This is a genomic window from Bradyrhizobium sp. CB1717, assembly GCF_029714325.1.
Classification (GTDB): Bacteria; Pseudomonadota; Alphaproteobacteria; order Rhizobiales; family Xanthobacteraceae; genus Bradyrhizobium.
In genome coordinates this window covers 6,068,362-6,087,985 of record NZ_CP121666.1, presented here as the reverse complement: position 1 = coordinate 6,087,985, position 19,624 = coordinate 6,068,362, and the positions used below count along the sequence as shown (strand labels likewise).

Here is a 19,624-nt window from a genome sequence, read left to right as displayed (position 1 = left end):
GCGAAGAAGCGGCGCGGATCGTCTGCAGACGTTTTCTCGCAATCATTGGTTTATGCCCGCTTAGCGCTATCGGAAAGAGGGCTGGATCGCGCTGTGGCACGTCAGCTCTGACAGCACATCGCTTGTTGCATCTTCAATGCAACGTCGTGCCGAACTTCGCTTCGGTTTGACTGCGTAATGCTGCCAGACCGAAAATAGGCTCTAGTCAGTTGAGATCGCCCGATGGATATCACGGTGTCCATCTGCGTAAGGGACTTGATGTCCATCTCGGACGGCCAACCTCGCAAGGAGGTGTATCTGAACAACGGCCTGTCCACGACGAGCGCAACCGATCCCAACGACCACGACGAGCGCTCGGCGTTTCTGATCAAGGTGGAAGCAGGGCGCTTCAGGTTGATGAAGTAGCCTGGCAATCAGTCGATCGCATCCGGCGTCAACGGGGGCGGCTCTGCTTCCTCCCACTTGTGCGCCTCCATCAACATGGCGACGAATGCTGTCACTTTCGGTGCGCATCTTTTGCGGGGAATATGGCGGTTGCCTCGCTTCGGCAAGGTTAACTGCCGCAGAGTATGCGGAGAATGGAGGCCTATTCTCCGCATCGAACCGGATGCTCATCCCAAGGCGGATCCGTTGGCGCCTCGTCTGACGCCTGCCCTCGCGCTTCGACCAAAGGCATCCAAGCTGCCGGCGGACGACGTTGGGTGTCTGTACCGCCGTAGACGTCCACCGATGGCTGCGCGCGAGTTCGCGCGTGTACTGAGAGATCAAAACGGGTAGAAACGTGTGCAATTTCGTCTAGTTTGGAGTGCACACGTCCGTGCTTCATCCCATTGAGAGGTTAGAGGTAAATCATTGGAATCGCAGGATTATCGCTTTTCTGTCGCCCCCATGATGGATTGGAACGAGAGTTCAAGCTTTTCAATCGGTTAGAAGGTGACGTGTGCACGACGTGAGCACCCGGGAGATCAAAGAAGATCTCGATGCGGATAACGTGAACAGGTGAATGCCCCAGCGGGCCCGCTGAGCACAACCAATGTTTCCAAAGCAGCGAGAGATCATACAAAATCTCGCGGCAGCCAACGTGAACACAGCTCTCTGAAGTGGTAGGTCGTCATGTGGAGTTTCGATTTTTCGATGCACATTCGCTTTGGGCCTACGACCCATTGACCAGAGGCGCGGCGCACTTGGATAAGCAAGCTGACTCTTAATCAGCGACTCCTACGTTCGAGCCCTGGCGCGCTCGCCATCGCTAAAGCAAGCTACTTCAATCGCCGCGAATATTCCTGACCTCAACGCCAATCGCGGGGCAACCCTCATCCGACCGACCGGGCGTATTCGCTCTGCTGCGCCTCCACCATGCCACTGGGATCGATCATATGGTGACCTCGACCTTCGTCGGGAGCCACGAACGAAGGCTTGGCTTGCCCATTGAACAACGTTAGATATAAGCAGTTGTGTCATCCGTGGTTAAGTTGTTGTCTCGATCTGCTGCGCGTGTCGATGAATGACCGAGGGACCAAGCAAGTCCTGCATCATGGTTCCCGGTTGGGATCCCGACTGTTCTGGCTGGGTGTGAAGTCTGGGTCATGACCATCGCAGTTGCGAAAGCGCTTAACGAGGCCGCAGACATTGCGAGCGGCATTGATCCTGATCTTCCGGCGTCGCTGCTTTCCTTCATTCTGCTAGCTAAATTCCTTGGTGTCCCGGCCGACGCTGGCCAGATCGCTCATGACCATGGCTCGCCGGGCGAGCGGTACCGGCTTGAAGACCTCGCCCGGATCGCCAAGCGGCTGAAGATCGTCGCCAAGGTGAAGCCCGCGGCACCCGAGGAGCTTCACAAGGTCCCATTGCCAGCGCTCGCCGAACTGGAGGACGGCGAGGCCGTCGTGCTGCTCAAGGTTGACCAACAGCCGACTGGATCGCGCTTCCTGATCCAGCGCGGCAATGGCGGACGTCCCGAAGTGTGGTCGGCGGACGATTTTGGCGAGCGATATGCCGGGCGGCTGCTGCTCATGACGACGCGTGAGCTGATGGCGGGGGAGACGCGCCCCTTCGACATCAGTTGGTTCATTCCTGCTCTCGTGAAATACCGCGGGCCGCTGCGCGACGTGCTGATCGGGTCCTTTTTCCTGCAACTGATGGGACTGATTTCACCCATCTTCTTCCAGCTCGTCATCGACAAGGTGCTGGTCCATCAGTCACTGACGACGCTCGACGTGCTGGCGGTCGGGCTTTCGGCGGTGCTGATCTTCGAGACCGGCTTGTCGGCGCTGCGCAACTGGCTGTTTGCTCACACCACCAATCGCGTCGACAGCGAGCTTTCGGCGCAGCTGTTCCGGCATCTTCTCAACCTGCCGCTGTCGTATTTCGAGGCGCGCCGCGTCGGCGACAGCGTGGCCCGCGTGCGCGAGCTCGATCGTATCAGAGAGTTCCTGACCTCGAATGCCGTCACGGTGGTGATCGATCTCTTCTTCACCATCGTCTTCTTCGGCGTCATGTACGCCTATAGTCCGTTGCTGACCCTGATCGTTACGCTGTCGATCCCGCTCTATGTCGCGATCTCGGTGATCGTGACGCCGCCGCTGCGCGCGCGTCTCGACGAGAAATTCAAGCGTGGCGCGGAGAACCAGTCCTTCCTCGTCGAAAGCGTCACGGGCATCGGCACGCTGAAGGCGATGGCGGTCGAGCCGCAGATGCGGGCGAAATGGGAGAAACAGTTCGCGGGCTACACCAGCACCGGATTTCAGGTCGCAACGCTCGCGAACTGGGGCAGCCATCTGATCCAGCTGGTGTCCAAGCTGACCACGGTTGCGATCCTGTTCTTCGGCGCCAAGGCGGTCATCGCCGGCGACCTCTCGGTCGGATCGCTCGTTGCCTTCAACATGCTCTCCGGGCGTGTCGCGCAACCGATCCTGCGCTTGTCCCAGCTCTGGCAGGACTTTCAGCAGGTCCGCATCTCGGTCGACCGGCTCGGCGACGTCTTGAACGCGCCGGCCGAGCCCGATCACAATCCCAACCGGGCGAGCCTTCCTCCGATCAAGGGCGCGGTGAACTTCGATCGGGTTCGTTTCCGCTATCGTCCCGATGCGCCGGAGGCTTTGCGCGGCGTCACGCTCGCGATTCAGCCGGGCGAGATGATCGGCATCGTCGGCCCCTCCGGCTCGGGCAAGTCGACGCTGACCAAGCTGGTGCAGCGCCTCTACGTTCCCGAGCAGGGCAGGGTGCTGGTCGACGGCGTCGATCTCGCGCTGGTCGACCCTGCTTGGCTGCGTCGGCAGATCGGCGTCGTGCTGCAGGAAAACATCCTGTTCAACCGCTCGGTGCGCGAAAACATTGCGCTGGCCGACACCACGATGCCGATGGAGCGGGTTATCGCCGCCGCTCAGCTCGCCGGCGCCCACGACTTCGTCCTCGGGCTTTCGCACGGCTACGACACGGTGATCGACGAGCGGGGCGGCAATCTCTCGGGCGGGCAACGCCAGCGCCTCGCGATCGCGAGGGCGCTGATCGGCAATCCGCGCATCCTGATCCTCGACGAGGCGACCAGTGCGCTCGACGCCGAGAGCGAGGAGATCATCCAGCACAATCTGGCCGGCATCGCCCGCGGCCGCACCGTCATCATCATCGCGCACCGCCTCTCCGCCGTGCGCCAGTGCGACCGGATCGTCACGGTCGAAGCCGGCGAGATCACCGAAACGGGAGATCACGAGACACTGCTTCGCTCGGGCGGTCGCTATGCCCAGCTCTATACCAAGCAAATGGGGCGCAGCACTTGACGGCATGGGTAGCCGAGCGCTTTCCGACTCTCGCCAAGCACTGGGCCGTGCTGCGGGCGAGCTGGAGCATGCAGAACGAGGCCGACCGCAACCGGCGGCCGCTCTCCGATCACGAGTTCCTGCCGGCCGCCCTCGAGATCATGGAGAAGCCGCCGAGCCCGGGGCTGCGCATGCTGCTGCTGATGACCTGCGGCTTCTTCACGGCCGCTCTGGTCTGGTCCGTCATCGGCACGGTCGACGTCGTGGCGGTGGCGAGCGGGAAGATCATTCCGTCGAGCAAGGTCAAGACCATCCAGCCGATGGAGATCGGCTCGGTGCGCGCCATCCATGTCGCCAACGGCCAGCATGTCGAGGAGGGGCAGCTTCTGGTCGAGCTCGATCCGACGCTCGCGACCGCCGACGAGGCGCAGGCGCGCCAGAACCTGCAGGCCTCCAGGCTGATCCAGGCCCGCAACGCTGCGCTGCTCGCCTATCTCGACGGCCGGCCGACCGGCTTCGTCGCGCCGGACGATACGCCGGCCGCCTCCGCCGCGGTGGAGGAGCAATTCGTTCGCGCCAGCATCGCCGAATACGAGGCGCAGGTCGCGAGCCTGCAGCAGCAGATCGCGCAGCGCGCGGCCGAGCTGACCTCGGCCGAGGTCGAGATCAACAAGCTGCGCCTCACGCTCCCGCTCGTCGATCAATCGCTCGAGGCGCGCCGGCAGCTCACCGAACAGGGCAATTTCGCGCGGCTGCGGCTGCTCGAATACGAACAGCAGCGCATCGAGCACGTTCAGAACGTCGACGTGCAGCTCGCCAATGCTGCGCGGGCGCGCGCCGCGATGACGGCGCTCGAGGCCGAGATCCGCAAGCTGCGCGAGACGTTCGGCAAGACCGCCGTGACCGAAATGGTCCAGGCCCGCGACAAGGCGCAACTCGCGGCCGAAGATCTGCGCAAGACCACGCGGCGGCGCGAGTTCCTGGCATTGCGCGCGCCGGTCGCCGGAACGGTGCAGCAGCTCGTAGTCGCGACGATCGGTGGGGTGGTGCAGCCGGCCCAGCCTCTGATGACCGTCGTTCCCGACGGCGCCGAGATCGAGGTCGAGGCCCAGGTCCTCAACAAGGACATCGGCTTCGTCCGCGAGGGGCAGCCGGTCCGGGTCAAGCTGGAGGCCTTTCCCTTCACCGATTACGGGCTGGTGCCGGGGATCGTCGAGAGCATCAGCCGCGATGCGATCGACCTGTCGCAATCGAACGGGCAGCCGCAGCGCGACGACAAGGGCCGGCCGGTCCAGCCCGGCCTCGTCTACGCCGCGCGCATCCGCCTGTTGCAGACCAGCATCCGAATCCGCGACCGCCAGCAGACGCTCGGCCCCGGCCTCTCCGTGCAGGCCGAGATCAAGACCGGCGAGCGGCGGATCATCCAATATCTGCTGTCGCCAATCACGCAGTCGCTGGATGAAGCGGGGCGGGAGCGGTGATCGAGGGTCGCGCGCCCGGCGTCTTCCCGGTTCGCTGCTGCAGAAGATGATGCGGCCGGGGGAAGGCGGCGAACGCAGAGGTGGTTAATGTACTATCTGGGATCGAAGCCGACGCTAGGGCATTACGCTAACACACAGACACTCGATGGCGATGTGTCAAAGATCGAGGTGGCGGATAAGAGCCCTGATGCCGGCTTCGATCTGAATACACCGCTTCGGCCTATCCGGCCCATCAAGGTCGGCCCATCCTGACCGAGCATGTTCCAACCAAGGTGGAATGGCAGGAAAGTGCTCCCGTCCCGGATGTGGACACAGTGCGCGGCTTGTTGGCGGTTCCTCCGCGATTTCGCGAGATCGTTGAGCAATTTGAACCCGGCGTCCATCAGTTCCTGCCTGTCGATTATCTCGACCGGAAAGCAGCTATTCTTGCAAAGCGCTTCTTCTTCGTTGCCTGCAACCGGCTCGACAGTGTCGATCGCGCGCACATCACGATGATTTTGTCCAAAGGGATGTGGGTTCCACCGCGTGACTTGGTAAGGCGGAAGGAGGAAATCCCACCCGGAATTGATGTCAACGCTGCGGCCAAGCTCGTCTTCAACAACGCGCAGATCGGCGACAAGCACGCGTGGAGCGATATGTTTCTGCCCCTCTATGGACCCTTTCTATCCGATGCCTTGGGTGCTGCTCTTGAGGCCGAGCGCTTCACCGGAATTGGGCTTGGAAAAGGGGAGGCGGTCTGACTACGCTGACAGTGCATCCACCTCGCGCTGAGCACGGCAGCCTTGTATCCATCGCTGAATTCGCATGACTTGCAGAGCGAACGCGGAGAGCAATGGGCGTGGACCTACCAAATTACTGAGAAATATAAGGCGTGGACTGACGCAAGCGGCCAGTATTTCGATTGGCTCGAGGAGCTCTGGGCCCTGGAAGAGGAACAGAAGGCCAGAGGCGGAGACTCGCAGGAGGTTCTCATGATGCCTGTGTCGGAATGGCGTTTGCCTAAACTCAGCTTTATCGTCGATTGCCTCGCAGCGATCAGGGCGAATCCTGATTTGATGGGCAGGATTTCTGACATGGCTCGCCGTTATCCGACGCCCGATCTATTGCCCGAAACCGAGTCGCACGAGCTTGCACACCTAATTCGGATGTTTCTGACCTGGTTCGATCTCAAGAGAGAATCGGGCCAGAGCCCAACATTGTCGCCTTTCAACCCAACGGCTTTCAGGGTTCCTCTACGGCATCCTATACGATCAAGAACGTTGAAGCCTGTAGTGCTCAGACGTCGAAGCAATCAGGCAGGAAATCCTTCCGGGATTTTTTTCCGACGACTTGCGACTAGATCAAAGGGAAGAGTCTGATGGCTGATTTCTTTATTCTCGACACGGTGCTGCCGGGACGCTTGCTAGAATTGCGAATTACGGTGACAGTGCACACAACTCGCGTTGAGCATCGCGCCTTGTATCCGTCGCCGAACACGCGTGATCGAATGGCTCGACCGGCTCATCGAGGGCGCGTCGTCAGGCCTTTTTGTATGACGGCACGGTGACGCCACGGCTTCGTTTGCAGGCCGTTGCTCGCTTGCTGCGCGCCTCGCCAATTGTGCGCTGAGCAGCCCGCGCCGATCTCCGGACGCCGCCGAGTTCCCTTCTCCAAAACTGGCGATCGTTGCCAATCGCAACGGATAGACACATCGCGAAACATTTTTTTGGGCGTATCGCGATTTCGTCTTGAAGTTGTATGCGGGTTAACGTTCTATGAACTCCGAAGAAGGGCAGTGGGGCTGCTTCCGATCATCTGCGAGAGAATTATACATCCGCTTTCTCGTGCCGGTCGTTGGCACAACCAGGGCGGGTGATGTGCGGGTGACTGGTCTTTTTGCGTCGGCAGACATGCGGCCCGGACAGGGCTGCAGGCCGCCACGGCAGGCTCACTTCCTCATGATCGCAATACGCCCCATTGGGCGGATCGAGATTTGGGAGCGAGAGCCATGGCAAAGAGCGCGAACGAGACGGCGGCCGCTGGCAAGCCGGCATTGAACGGGATCAAGGGCGGGGCCGCGGCCGGGCCGACCGAAGCGAAAGAGCGCGCGCTCGATCCGCAGGTGCTGGCGCAGATCGCCGCGTTCAAGATGCGGATCCAGGCCGGCGTCGGCGAGGTCGTTCTCGCCATGCTCAACCTGCCGCGCTACCGCAACCAGACCCTGGCCGACGTCATGCACCTCGTCGTCGAGCCGATGACGCGCGACCGCATCGCCATCGCCAAGGCCGGCGGCGAGGGCAAGGTCGAGGAGACCGCCGGCATCGCGATCTGGGCCAGCGTCTCCGACGAGGTCGACGCCAGGATCCGAGAGCAGATTCAGGCACGCGTGTTCCCGGTCCGCCTCAAGGCCGAGGACTGGACCAGCGGCGAGACCACCTGGCTGCTCGACGTCATTGCCCCCTCGCAAAAAGTCGCCACCGCCGTGCTCGCCAACTTCAAGCAGGTGGTGAAGGACAAGCCGGTGCGGATCCATCCGATCGTGAGCCAACTGGTCGATCCGGCGGTGCTGGAGAAGATGAAGGTGCGGCCGGTGGGGGAGGCGGGGGAGAACAAGCGGGACACCTAGAAGCGATGCGGGTAAGTTGACGATCGACTTCGACGTTGTCGGAAACAAATGTTCTGACCACTGTGACGAGGCGATCCGAGACGCAAGAGGATTTTGAAGATGGTGTGGGGATTGGTTGACCCTGGCAATTTTGGCGATTTCTTTCCTTACGGCGACTACGTCGGCTGGGAAGAGGGGGTCAAGCGACATTTCGACGAGGAAATGTCCGCCGAGCAAAGGACCGCGTTCGACAACTGGGATGTCAATTACAGGGAGACGGTGTCCCGTAGGTTCACTGAAGACGGCGGAGATTTGTCTCAACCCCATCAGCGCCCGTCGGAATTTAGATTGGACGAATCGCGCAAATCGCTCGGATCGCTCCTCCTGCTTACCAATCGTCTTCTTGCCGTCGATGCGAAGTTGCATGAGTTGATCGAGAGTCTGGAGCCAGGCGTGCATCAGTTCTGGCCGATGCGGATTACCCAAAAGAAGGGCGAAGAATACCCCGTTCGATATTTCGGCATGATAATCCGTCGCTTCATCGACAGCTTCGTGCCGGCTCAAAGCGTCGGCTATGAGGGGTCGGACGAAGCAAACTTTTTTTCGACCATCAGCCCCACAAAAAAGGGCTACGGCGATCTGGCCGTTTCGAAGGATGTCGTCGCCGGTAGCCATCTCTGGCGCGAACGCCGACTGAAAAGACCCAACATTCTATTTTCCGATGAGTTGCAGGCGAAGATCGCTAGCCAAGGCTTGCGCATACCAAAACATCATCAACTGAAAGTGGTTTGATCATGAGCTCCCAAGGCATCCAGGGGCAGGACATCATACCCCTTGAGATATGGAAGCAATACAAGGACGTCTTCGCAAAGTATCTTCCGGGTTGGCAAACCAGCGGCATTTACAATTACAACGCTTCAGCCTCGACGCAGTTGGCTTCGCTGCAGCTGAACAAGTTGCTTCATTCAGGTTCGCATCCGTGGTTAAACGATGCGATAAAGGACCTTTTTACACGCCCTGAATGGACCAACGCTACGGAGGCGCAGAGAACCACGCGTCTCTCTCAGATGGTCAACTTTCTTACCGAAGCGCAGAACCCCAACAGTAGCAAGACAAACGGATATATCGCTTATGCAAGCCGGCGGGATCCGCTGCTTATAGCGGCTCAGAACGGCAGGCCGACGACGGCCTTTATGCGCCAATATACCAGCGCTGGGCTTTCATGGGATAACATCATCAACTCGTCGGCGGGCCGGGAAGTTGCCGCGTTGAATCCCCGCGTGGTCGGCAACGCGTTGATATATGACGGGAAGCTGGCTGGTTCCGGTTTCTTTTCCAAAGTTTCCAGCGAAATAGGCACCTTTCGGACGTTTGGACCAGCGGGGAGCAGGTCCGCCTCGGCGGCATTTTCGTCGGCTTATGCTGCCGAGAATAACATCACGGTCGTCAAGAACGGTGCTGTGATCGGCGGTACCCAAGCTAGAACTTACGCCGAAGCAAAAGCTCTTCTGGACACAAAACTGCCCAGTGGGAAGACGATCGGATCGTTCGGATCAGTTCCGAAGATCGTTCGTTCCACCATTGCAGCAAACATCAAGAGGTTGGGGCCTGCGGCTGCTATTGCAGCGATTTCTGTCGCGGCGGCAGGCGCGGCGCAAGCTCAAGAAGCGTCGACATACGACCCTTCCAAATCGGTCGCAGCGAATAAGACACTCATTTCCGAAGTGGTGGGGACGGTCGCCGGCCAGCTTGGCGGTCTGGTCGCCGGCTCGTTGGCAGGGATGGCCAGTTGGGGTGCTCTTACCATCCCGGCGGCGATTGCTGTCTCTGAAGCGGCCGAACGGTTCGGGAAGCTGATCGGCAATTTTTTCTATGACAACTTCACCGCCCTGGCGAATTCTGCCGCGGAAACTCTTGCGGGCCTGTTCGCCCCAATCGGTGAAGCAGTTGTCGACTTCGCCGACGCGATCGTCAATTTCGTTTCTGACGCTTTTGATTACGTAGCGGATCAGGTCTTCGGCCGCGAAGGCCTGTTCGGGATGGACGGCCCGCTTTTCGGAGCTGGCGGCCCGATGCACTTTGCCAAGTCGTTCCTCGAGGAAAAATCGATCCTCACCCATGAAGGTGTTTGGGCTTACGATGGTTTCGACGAAATTCTCTATGGTGAGGATACCGACGATGTCCTCGTCCACGACGGGTGGGGTGCTGCGTACGGGGGCAAGGGCGACGATGTTCTCATCGGCTGGCATTCGCAACCCAAAGATGCCGGACAACCTCTTTTTGATGATAGCAGCCAGCCGAGCGCCAACACGAACGAGCGCCTTGTTCTCGATGGAGAGGAAGGCGATGACTGGGTCATCGCTTTTGGGGGCGAGAAAGTCAAAACCATCGGCGGAGTCGGCCGCGACTGGATCGTCAACTGGTCCAACGGCGGCGAGATATACGGCGATACGATCGACGGGATTGATCCCGAGACCGGCCAAAAGGTTGCGGATAGCAAGGAGAACGCCGACGACATTTGGTACTCGGCCAACACCATCGTCAAGGACGCGCAGCACCATGACGTGCTCAAGTTCTATGGATTGACGCTTACCGGCGGCAATGCCGAAGGTGGCATCGCTGGTCTCATGGCATTCGGCGGCGTGGGTGCCGTCGTCGGCTACACCAATTTCCTGGCAACGGCTGCTGCAAACGGCGGCAAATACGATCCCGCGAAGTCGATCTATTTCGATCATTTGCTCCCGTGGATGACCTATGCGTTCCGGCCAAATTCCCGCGGCGGGCTGGACATGTACGTTACGAACCAGTTCGACCAGCTGTTTACGGCTGTCATCGGTGGCACCGCGAGCGAGGCCTACAAGGCGCAGCAGGCGCTGGATGCGCAAGGCATCCTGAAGGGCTGGATGAAGATCGAGAACTTCGATCTCGTCGGCAGCTACATCGGCTTCCAGCAGGGGGAGCTCACCGGCCAGGGCACCTTTGGCATGGTGTTCAAGGCGCCCAATCCGATTGCCGATCTCATGACGATCCTCGAACCGCTGCTCGGGGTGTACGGCATTGCCATCGCCGCACAGTATGGCGGCAATACGCTGATCGATCAGGCCGCAACCCTTGGCGCCGCCGCGGCGCGGTTCGCGAAGGGCATGAAATGGGCGGACGGCGCCGATCCCCTTGTGATCGACCTCGATGGCAATGGCATCGAGACGACCGACCTCGGAGTCAGCCAGGTCTATTTCGATATCGATCACGACCTGTTCGCCGAGCGCACCGGCTGGCTGAGCGGCAGTGACGGCTTCCTGGTCCGCGACCTCAACGGCAATGGCGGGATCGACGATATCTCGGAAATGTTCGGCGGCGTCGGGCAGTCTGGCTTTGCCCAGCTTGCGCAGCTCGATTCCAACGGCGACGGCAAGATCACGGCCGCGGACGTGCTGTGGTCCGAACTCAGGGTATGGCAGGACCTCGATGGCGACGGCATTACCGATGCGGGTGAGCTGAAGACGCTCGATCAGCTCGGCATCGTCAGCATCGATCTCGGCGCCACCGCGATCGACATTACCACGCCCGACGGCGCGCGGCTCACCGGCGTCGGCGATATCACCTTCCAGAGCGGTGCTGTCAGGCACATGTACGACGCCATCCTGGCCTCGAACGACACAGACACCAGATATGCCGGCGAGGCCGGCCGGGCGCCCTGGCAGTCGAACTCGACGCTCGACGTCAAGGGCTTTGGGCGGGTCACCAACCTCGCGGTCGCTACCGCCAACGACATCGCGTTCGGCGAGCTCGTGACCTCAACGGCGGCGGCGATGACGACGCCGAAGCTGCGTACGCTGGTGGCGCAGGTCGGCGGCGTGCTCGGCGCCTGGGGCGAGGCGCTGGAGCAGACGCGCGAACTGACGCCGGTGCTGGTCGGCACCGATGCCAATGGCAAGGCCGTGCTGCTCGACCGCGGCGTCTATGTCGAGGACGGCCAGGGCGGCTATTGGACGCTCGCCTCCGGCGCACCGGTGCTGGGCGCGCAGGGCCAGCCGATCGCGCGCGCCACCATGCAGGACGTGCTGGCGCAGGCGGCAGCGTCCGGCGCCTCTTGGCGCCTGGAGCAGACCTGGTCGCCGTCCGACCGCGACGCCGCGCTAACGGATCGCGATGCCGCGCCCTATCTGATGAGCGTCGTCAACGGGCGCGCCGTCATCCTCGACTACGGCATCAAGCAGACCGACGGCAGCTGGAAGCTCGCCTCCGATGCCGCCACCAGCTACGCCAGCAAGGACGCCATCCTCGCGCTCGCCCATCCCACCGGCACCGAGTGGCGGACCGAGCAGCTCGGCTTCAACCCCTATGCCAACCTTCCCGTCGACAAGATCGGCGTGCGCTTCACCGACGGCATCGCCGTCGATTACACCGTCAGGGTGACCGATCAGGACGGCACCTTCTATGTCTGGGCGCGCAATCTCGACCGTGCCTTGCAACTGGAATGGAAGACCGGCGATTCCCGGGAATTCAACCTGCGCAACTACGCCATCGATTTCGATACGCTCGACGAGGTGAATTCGACCGACGATTCCACCTATCGCGTCGAGATGCTGACGCCGGCGCAATTCCACTTCGCGACCTCGCTCAGTGGTATCGATTTCCGCCCCGAGATGCTGACGGCGCAGCTCGACAATGCGACCGGGCACATCGCCTATGCCGTCGGTCCCAGCGGCAGCGCCAATCTGTCGACCGATCCGGCGCGCTACGTCTCCGGCATCGCGACCATGATCGACATGCTGCAGCCGGTCATGACCGAGTACATCGCGACCTCGCGGCGCTATGCGGTGCGCATCGCGATGCAGGGCGGCTTGAAGGATTTCTTCCGGGGCCTTGCCTACGATCTCGCCTCCGACAGCTACAAGCCGACGACCAATCGCGAGCTCGCCCCGATGTTCGAGGCGATCTTCGCCGGCGCGCCGGCCGCCAACACGAACGACGCCGTGTTTGACTACCTTGCGCAGTGGAACGGCATCCTGGCGCAGGTCTATCCGGACTATCATCCCTCCGGCGAAGGCAATCTCGGCGGCTCCACGCTCGCGGTCAACCAGGCCTTCATCATGCAGATGATGCTGCCGGCCTTCGAGACGGTCGGCGTCGATCTCGACATCCGCGGTGTTGCGCACGCGCTCGGGATCAGCGACGAGCGCATCATCACCCACACGGCCGGCGACGTCATCGTCAACGGCACCGATGCGACCGACTATTTCTACATGACCGCGGGGAACCAGACCCTGCGCGGCGGCAAAGGCGCCGATTTCTACTTCGTCGGGCGCAATTCGGGCGACGACGTCATCGACGACAAGGACTATGGCGACAGCGACGAGCTGCGTCTCACCGACGTGCTGTCGACCGACGTCAAGGCGATCCGCGACGGCGAAGATCTGATCCTGCAGATCCGCGGCCGCACCAACACGATCCGCCTGACCGACCAGTTCCTCGGCGAAAACAACGCACTCCTGAGCAACGGCAAGCGGGCCGATTCCGGCGTCAGCGCCATCGTGTTCGCCGACGGCGTCGCCTGGGACCGCTTCCGCATGTCGATGGAGGTGCTCGACAGGGACCGCGCGGCGGGGCAGTTCAACGATAGCCTGATGGGCTCGGGCTCGGCCGACATCCTCTGGGGCGGCAAGGGCAACGACTATATGAGCGGCGGCGCCGGCGGGGACATCTACGTCTTCCAGGCCGGCGACGGACAGGACGTCATCGACGACCTCGGCAATTTCTCGTTCGGGCCGGTCAAGGCCGGCATTGACGTGCTCAGCTTCAAGGGCGGCATCAAGCTCGAGAATCTGAAGCTGATCCGCGACGGCGAGAGCCCCGACCTGAAGATCGTCTTCCTCGACGACAACGGCCATCCGACCGGCGACACGCTCGACATCAAGGGCCAGTTCGCCGGCGTCAAGACAGGCCTCGGCCTGTTCTCCGACGCGCTCGGCAGCAGCGATGGGCTCGACTATGTCGCGCCGAACCTGATCGAGCGTTTCGTCTTCGACGACGGCTCCAGCCTCGATTTCACGCAGATCGTGCAGAAGGTGCTGGAGAACGCCAAGACCGCGAACGACGATGCGATCTACGGCATGATCAATGCCAACACGCTCGACGGCGGCGCCGGCAACGACTTCCTGTCCGGCAAGGAGGGCGACGACACCTATATCTTCGGCCGCGGCTACGGCCGCGACGTCGTCCTCGACAACGCCATTCCCGGACTGTTCGACCCGCCGCAGCACGACAAGCTGCAATTCATCGACGAGATCCGATGGACCGACCTCGACTTCCTGCGCGACGGCGCCAGCGATACGCTGCGCATGCGCATCAAGGGCACGACCGACGAGATCGTGCTGCAGGACTTCCTTGCCACCGTTCCGATCGTCGGCTTCATCAACGTCATCGAGGACATCCAGTTCGGCGACGGCACGGTCTGGACCGGTTTCAAGCTGGCCCAGCACTATATCGATATCGCCAAGACCGCCGGCAACGACACGATCTACGGCTACGATGAGCTGTCCGATTCGATCGACGGCGGCGCCGGTAACGACCGCCTTGTCGGCTTCGGCGGCAACGACGTCTATTACGTCGTGCTCGGGGAGGGCAACGACACCATCCTCGACAGCTCCGGCAACGACCAGGTCATTCTCTCCGGTATTGCGTCGTCCGATGTCGACTTCTCCCGCACCGCGCTCGATCTGATCATCACCGTCCGCGCCACCGGCCAGCGCTTCGTGCTGGAGAACCAATATGTGCGCGACGATGGTCAGACCTATGCGGTCGAGAGCCTGGTCTTCACTGACCGCACGGTGTCGTTCCTCGACGTCAATCCCGAGGACATCGACCTCGTCGGGACCAATGGCGACGATGCCATCACCGGCTCGAATTTCGCCGAGACGCTCGACGGACGCGGCGGCAACGACACGCTGACCGGCGGCGACGGCGGCGACACCTACAAGTTCGACGCCGGCTACGGCCAGGACGTCATCGTCGACCGCCGCGTGCGCGCGAGCTGGTCGGACCGGCGCGGCGTGCACGTGCCGGTGGACGACGTCGTTCAGTTCGGCGGCGGCATCACCCGCGACAACGTCGTCTTCACCAAGGACGGCGACGACCTCTTGATCTCGATCACCGGCCGCACCGACACGCTGCGCATCCGCAACCAGTTCCGCGACGCGGAGGACGGCGTCGAGCTGTTCCGCTTCTTCGACGGTTCGACCATCAAGATCTCGGACGTCGAGCAATTGCTCCAGATCGCCGGCGGCAACCGCGGCGACAACGTCATCACGGGCCTGCTCGAGCAGGAGAACGTGCTGGACGGGCGCCAGGGCGACGACACGCTCTACGGCGGCAACCGCGCCGACACCTACGCGTTCTCCGCCGGCTACGGCTTCGACCGCATCATCGAGCGTCCGGACACGGTGGGCATCGTCGATCGCGTGGTGTTCGGCGCCTCCGTCCGCTTCGAGGACATCGCCGTCAGCCGCAACGGCAACGATCTCGTCATCGACCTCGGCAGCGGGCTCGATGTCCTGACCATCGTCAACGGCCTGTCGACCAGCCGTGTCGAGCAGTTCGAGTTCGCCGACGGGCGGATTCTGTCCATTGAAGCCATCATTGATCGCATGCTGACCGGCACTGCCGGCGACGACCATCTGATCGGCTTCGACAACCGCAACGATGTGCTGTCGGGCGGGGCCGGCCAGGACGCGCTCGAGGGCGGATTCGGCAACGACACCTATAAATTCGGTATCGGTGACGGCAGTGACAGCGTCTACGACGCCGGCGGCGTCGACAAGGTCGTGTTCGGCGAAGGCATTACCTCGGACCTCGTCCATTTCAGCAACGTCGACGGCGATCTACTGATCTCGATCGGCAACGGCGCCGACCGGCTCGCCATCCTGTCCGGCTACAGCGCACGGCCGGTCGAGAGCTTCGTCTTCGCCGACGGCACGACGCTGTCGATCGAGGACGTCCGCGGCATCATCCGTGACGGTCTGTCGAACGCCAGCCAGGATCTCGTCGATCTCAGGGAGTTGCCGGCCGCAAGCGCGCTGCATCCGGGCGCTGGGCATGACCGCCTCATCCTGGCCCAGGACTCGCGCGTCGTCATCGGCGCCTCGGAAGGCATCGACAGCGTCGAGATGCCCGCCGGCGTGACCAGCGCGACCGTCGTGCTCGAGGCCTACGCCTCGAGCGATGCCATGGTCAGGCTCGTCGCGACCGACTCGACCGACCTCATCGTCTCCTTCTCGTCGGGCAGCCAGCTGATCGTCAGGGGCGCGCTCGGCAATGGCAGCCTGCCGAACATCGAATTCGCCAACGGCGTTACCTGGAACGGTGCCGCGCTGGTGCAGGCGGCCATTGCCGGGCAGTCGAGCGCGGGAAGCGACATCATCGTCGGCAGCGGCCGCGCGGACGTCATCGCCGGCGGTACGGGAGACGACCTCCTGAGCGGCGGGGCGGGCGACGACACCTACAACTTCACGCGCGGCGACGGCCGCGACGTGATCGACGACAGCTCGGGCAACGACACGCTCGCCATCACCGGCTATCGGCCCGACGAGCTGCGCGTCTCGCAGATCGATTCGGCGCGCAACGAGCTCGTGCTGTCCTTTGCCGATTCGACCGACCAGATCGTGCTGCGCTACGGCTGGGGCTGGAACGGCGTCGACGCGGTTCGGTTCAGCGACGGCACATCGTTCACGCTCGACCAGCTCCGCGACATGGCGGCCGATGTCGGGACCTGGCAGAACGACCGCATCGTCGGCTCCGGGCGCAGCGAGACGTTCAGCGGCGGCACCGGCGATGACGTCATCATCGGCGGCGGCGGCGACGACATCTACCGGTTCGGACGCGGCGACGGGCAGGATCGTATCGAGAGCAACGGTTCGACCGACGGCAAGGGAACGCTCGTCTTCGGCGCCGGGATCGCGCTGCAGGACGTCGTCACGGCGCGGGATGCCGACGGCAACATCGTGCTGTCGATCAGTGGCACCGACGACCGCGTCACGCTGGTCGATCCGGCCGGCGACATCGATCCGATCATCGCCAAGATCGTCTTTGCCGATGGCCGCAGCCTCAACTACCGGGCCCTTGCCGCCTCGATCGGATCGACCGACGGCGACGACCACATCATCGTTCCCTCCGATCTCGCCAATCCCGACATCGGGTCGGCGATCTTCGGCGGCCTCGGCAACGATCGTATCGAGGGCGGAAGGGGCGCCGACGTCATCACTGGCGGCAAGGGCGACGATCTCTCGGAAGGCGGCAGCGGCGCCGATGCTTATTATTTCGCGCGCGGCGACGGGCAGGACACGATCGCTGATGTCGAGACCACCGATGCGTCCAAGGTCGACAAGGTCCATTTCGCGGCCGGTATCCTGCCGGGCGATATCCGCTTCCTCTCGGTCGGGCCGAACGACCTCGTGATCGGCCTCGTCGGCAGCGACGACCGTCTGACGCTCAAGGACATGTTCCGCGCCGGGAACAGCGCGACCGATTATGGAGTCGAGCAGTTCGAATTCGCCGACGGCACGGTCTGGCAGCTCGCCGACATCGTCTCGCACGCGGCGGCGTCGGCCGGCGCAGGCGCCGATTCCATCGATTTCGGTCCGCAGCTCGATCTCGCGATTACCCTCGACGGCGGCGCGGGCGACGATGTGCTCGCCGGTGGTGTCGGCGACACCACCTACGTCTTCGGCCGCGGCTATGGCCGCGACACGATCCGCGAGGCCGCGAACGCGACCGGCTCCAGCGACACGCTGCGTCTGAATAGCGGGATCGTGCCGAGCGACGTCGTCGTGGTCAGGAATGGCAACGATCTCGTGCTGCGCTTCGTCGGCAGTGACGACCAGCTCACGATCGTCGGCCAGGCCACGGCGAGCGCGCCGCCGATCGACGTCGTACGCTTCAACGACGGTACGCAATGGAGCGCGGCGACGCTGCTCGCGCGCGCGCTGACGCCCGATGCGGCCGAGCACGTGCTGCATCCGAGCAATTCGTCGGCCGATCCGTTCGCCGCCCCGGTCTTCGCAGGCGCAGGCGCAGGCTCGGGGTCGGGATCCGGATCCGGCGGAGGCGGAACGCAGGCATCCTCGACCATCGGCCTTGCCCGCTACGACGCCGTTTCGCAGCCCGTGAGCGGCCTTGCCGTGGTCGGTTCGGCCTCAGCGTTGGGCAACGGCGCCTATCAATTGACGCCGGATGCCGCCAACAGGGTCGGCGCGGTCTGGGGCAGCATCAACCTCTCGAAGAACGTGGTCTGGACCACGAAAATGTTCTTCGGCGCCAATGAGGGTGGTGCCGACGGCGCTTCATTCGCGATTCAGAACAAGAGTGCCGGCGAAATCACGGGTGCTGGCGGCGGCGGAATGGGCACGCTGGTCTCCGGCTCGTTCGGGATCATCTTCGACACCTGGGGGCAGACCACCGACTTCAGCCAGTTCGTCGTCAACGGCCAGACCGGCGACAACAATTTCGACCCGCGGCACGATTTCACGCAACTCGAGGACGCAGCCTGGCACGACGTCGTGATCAGCTGGGACGCGGCCAGCAAGACCTTCAGCTACAGCGTCGATGGAACGCTGATCGGCAGCAAGACCTACGACGTTGTCGGCAGCTTGTTCGGCGGCGATTCCGACGTCTGGTATGGCTTCGGCGCGGCCACGGGCGGAGCCAGCAACGATCAGCAGGTCAAGATCATCTCGGTCACCAGCAGCGAGACCCATGGCGTCGATCCGTCGACGGTCGGGACCGTCGAGCAGATCGGTTCCGGCCTGTTCGCGCGAGAGCTTGCCGGCGCGGCTGAACGAAACACTTATGATGTCTTCGTGCCGCTGACGCGCTGGGGTGAACGCGTCGATGTCGTCACCAATTTCAAAAGTGGCGATCTCGGCGATACCCTCAACATCGCCATTGCCAATGGCATGTCCGGAATGCTGCTGGCACGCGCCTCCGGTTCCGATACCGTGATCTATTTCGCGGAGCAGGGTGTGCAGAGCCTTGCCGATGCGCGGTTGCTGTTGCGTCTCAACAACGTCTCGCCGGCCAGCCTGACCGGTGTCAATTTTGGCGGCTCCGCGTTTACGGTGGTCGCCAGTCAGACCTTGAACGCCAGTGGTGCGGCTCCCGTTCAGGGCGGTTGGGGTGACGACACGCTCAACGGAGACAATTCGGCCAACACGTTGTCGGGCGGTGCCGGCAACGACACGGTGGCGGATGCCCGCGACGGCAACGACGCTCTGACCGGCGGGACCGGCAACGATTGGCTCCGCGGCGGCGGCGGAAACGACACCTATGTGTTCAATCGGGGTGACGGCCAGGACACCATCAGCGACGCGGGTTCCGGGACCGACACGATCCAGTTCGGCGCGGGCATCTCGGCCGCCGACCTGGTGATGAGCCAAAGCAGCGATGGCGCTGATCTGATCATCGCGATCGCGGGAACCTCGGACAGGATCACGGTCCAGCGCGGCATCGTTGACGCGGCTTACCGCATCGAGCAGGTGCGCTTCGCCGACGGAAGCAGCGTGAGCTACGCGCAATTGTTCGGCCAAGCAGTCGCGCCCACGGCGGGTGACGACAGGCGCTATGGCGACGAGCTTGCCAACACGCTGTCGGGCGGCGCCGGTAACGATACGCTGGATGCCAGCTATGGCAACGACACTCTGACCGGCGGGACCGGCAACGACTGGCTCCGCGGTGCTGGCGGCGACGACACCTACGTGTTCAACCGGGGCGACGGCCAGGACATCATCAACGATTGGGGCTCCGGGACCGAC

General features: G+C 62.7%; 7 protein-coding genes and 1 pseudogene (1 of these 8 cut by a window edge). 7 read left to right on the top strand and 1 reads right to left on the bottom strand.

From position 1 onward, the window contains the following. Positions 1–285: 285 nt before the first annotated feature. The 6 genes and pseudogenes from QA649_RS28900 to QA649_RS28875 form a co-directional block, all read left to right on the top strand. A pseudogene (locus QA649_RS28900) lies at positions 286–405 on the top strand (branched-chain amino acid ABC transporter substrate-binding protein); the annotation flags it as partial. A 1,181-nt stretch (positions 406–1,586) separates the two neighbouring features. Then, positions 1,587–3,776 carry a type I secretion system permease/ATPase gene (locus tag QA649_RS28895; protein WP_283020163.1) on the top strand — a complete coding sequence of 730 codons (2,190 nt, stop codon included), beginning with the start codon at positions 1,587–1,589 and terminating at the stop codon, positions 3,774–3,776. Further along, a complete protein-coding gene (locus QA649_RS28890; protein WP_283020162.1) occupies positions 3,773–5,236 on the top strand; it encodes an HlyD family type I secretion periplasmic adaptor subunit in 1,464 nt (487 codons plus the stop codon). The genes QA649_RS28895 and QA649_RS28890 overlap by 4 nt, the downstream gene beginning before the upstream one ends. A 272-nt stretch (positions 5,237–5,508) precedes the next feature. Beyond that, positions 5,509–5,976, top strand: coding sequence for a DUF1629 domain-containing protein (locus QA649_RS28885; RefSeq protein ID WP_349254033.1), 468 nt, complete (start codon positions 5,509–5,511; stop codon positions 5,974–5,976). A gap of 1,247 nt (positions 5,977–7,223) precedes the next feature. Next, positions 7,224–7,841 (top strand): toxin-activating lysine-acyltransferase, encoded by a 618-nt coding sequence (locus QA649_RS28880; RefSeq protein ID WP_283020160.1) that lies wholly within the window; start codon positions 7,224–7,226, stop codon positions 7,839–7,841. A 99-nt stretch (positions 7,842–7,940) separates the two neighbouring features. Continuing rightward, positions 7,941–8,612 carry a DUF1629 domain-containing protein gene (locus QA649_RS28875; protein ID WP_283020159.1) on the top strand — a complete coding sequence of 224 codons (672 nt, stop codon included), beginning with the start codon at positions 7,941–7,943 and terminating at the stop codon, positions 8,610–8,612. A gap of 761 nt (positions 8,613–9,373) precedes the next feature. Here the strand turns inward: QA649_RS28875 and QA649_RS28870 are convergent. Beyond that, the gene (locus QA649_RS28870) at positions 9,374–10,381 is read right to left on the bottom strand and encodes a hypothetical protein (RefSeq protein ID WP_283020158.1); all 1,008 of its coding nucleotides are present in this window, start codon (positions 10,379–10,381) and stop codon (positions 9,374–9,376) included. A gap of 3 nt (positions 10,382–10,384) precedes the next feature. Here QA649_RS28870 and QA649_RS28865 point away from each other — a divergent pair, with 3 nt between their 5' ends. Beyond that, positions 10,385–19,624: the 5' portion of a tandem-95 repeat protein gene (locus tag QA649_RS28865; protein WP_283020157.1), read on the top strand. 19,800 nt of this gene lie beyond the right edge of the window; the window shows 9,240 of its 29,040 coding nt (coding positions 1–9,240); it begins with the start codon at positions 10,385–10,387; its stop codon lies off the right edge, out of view.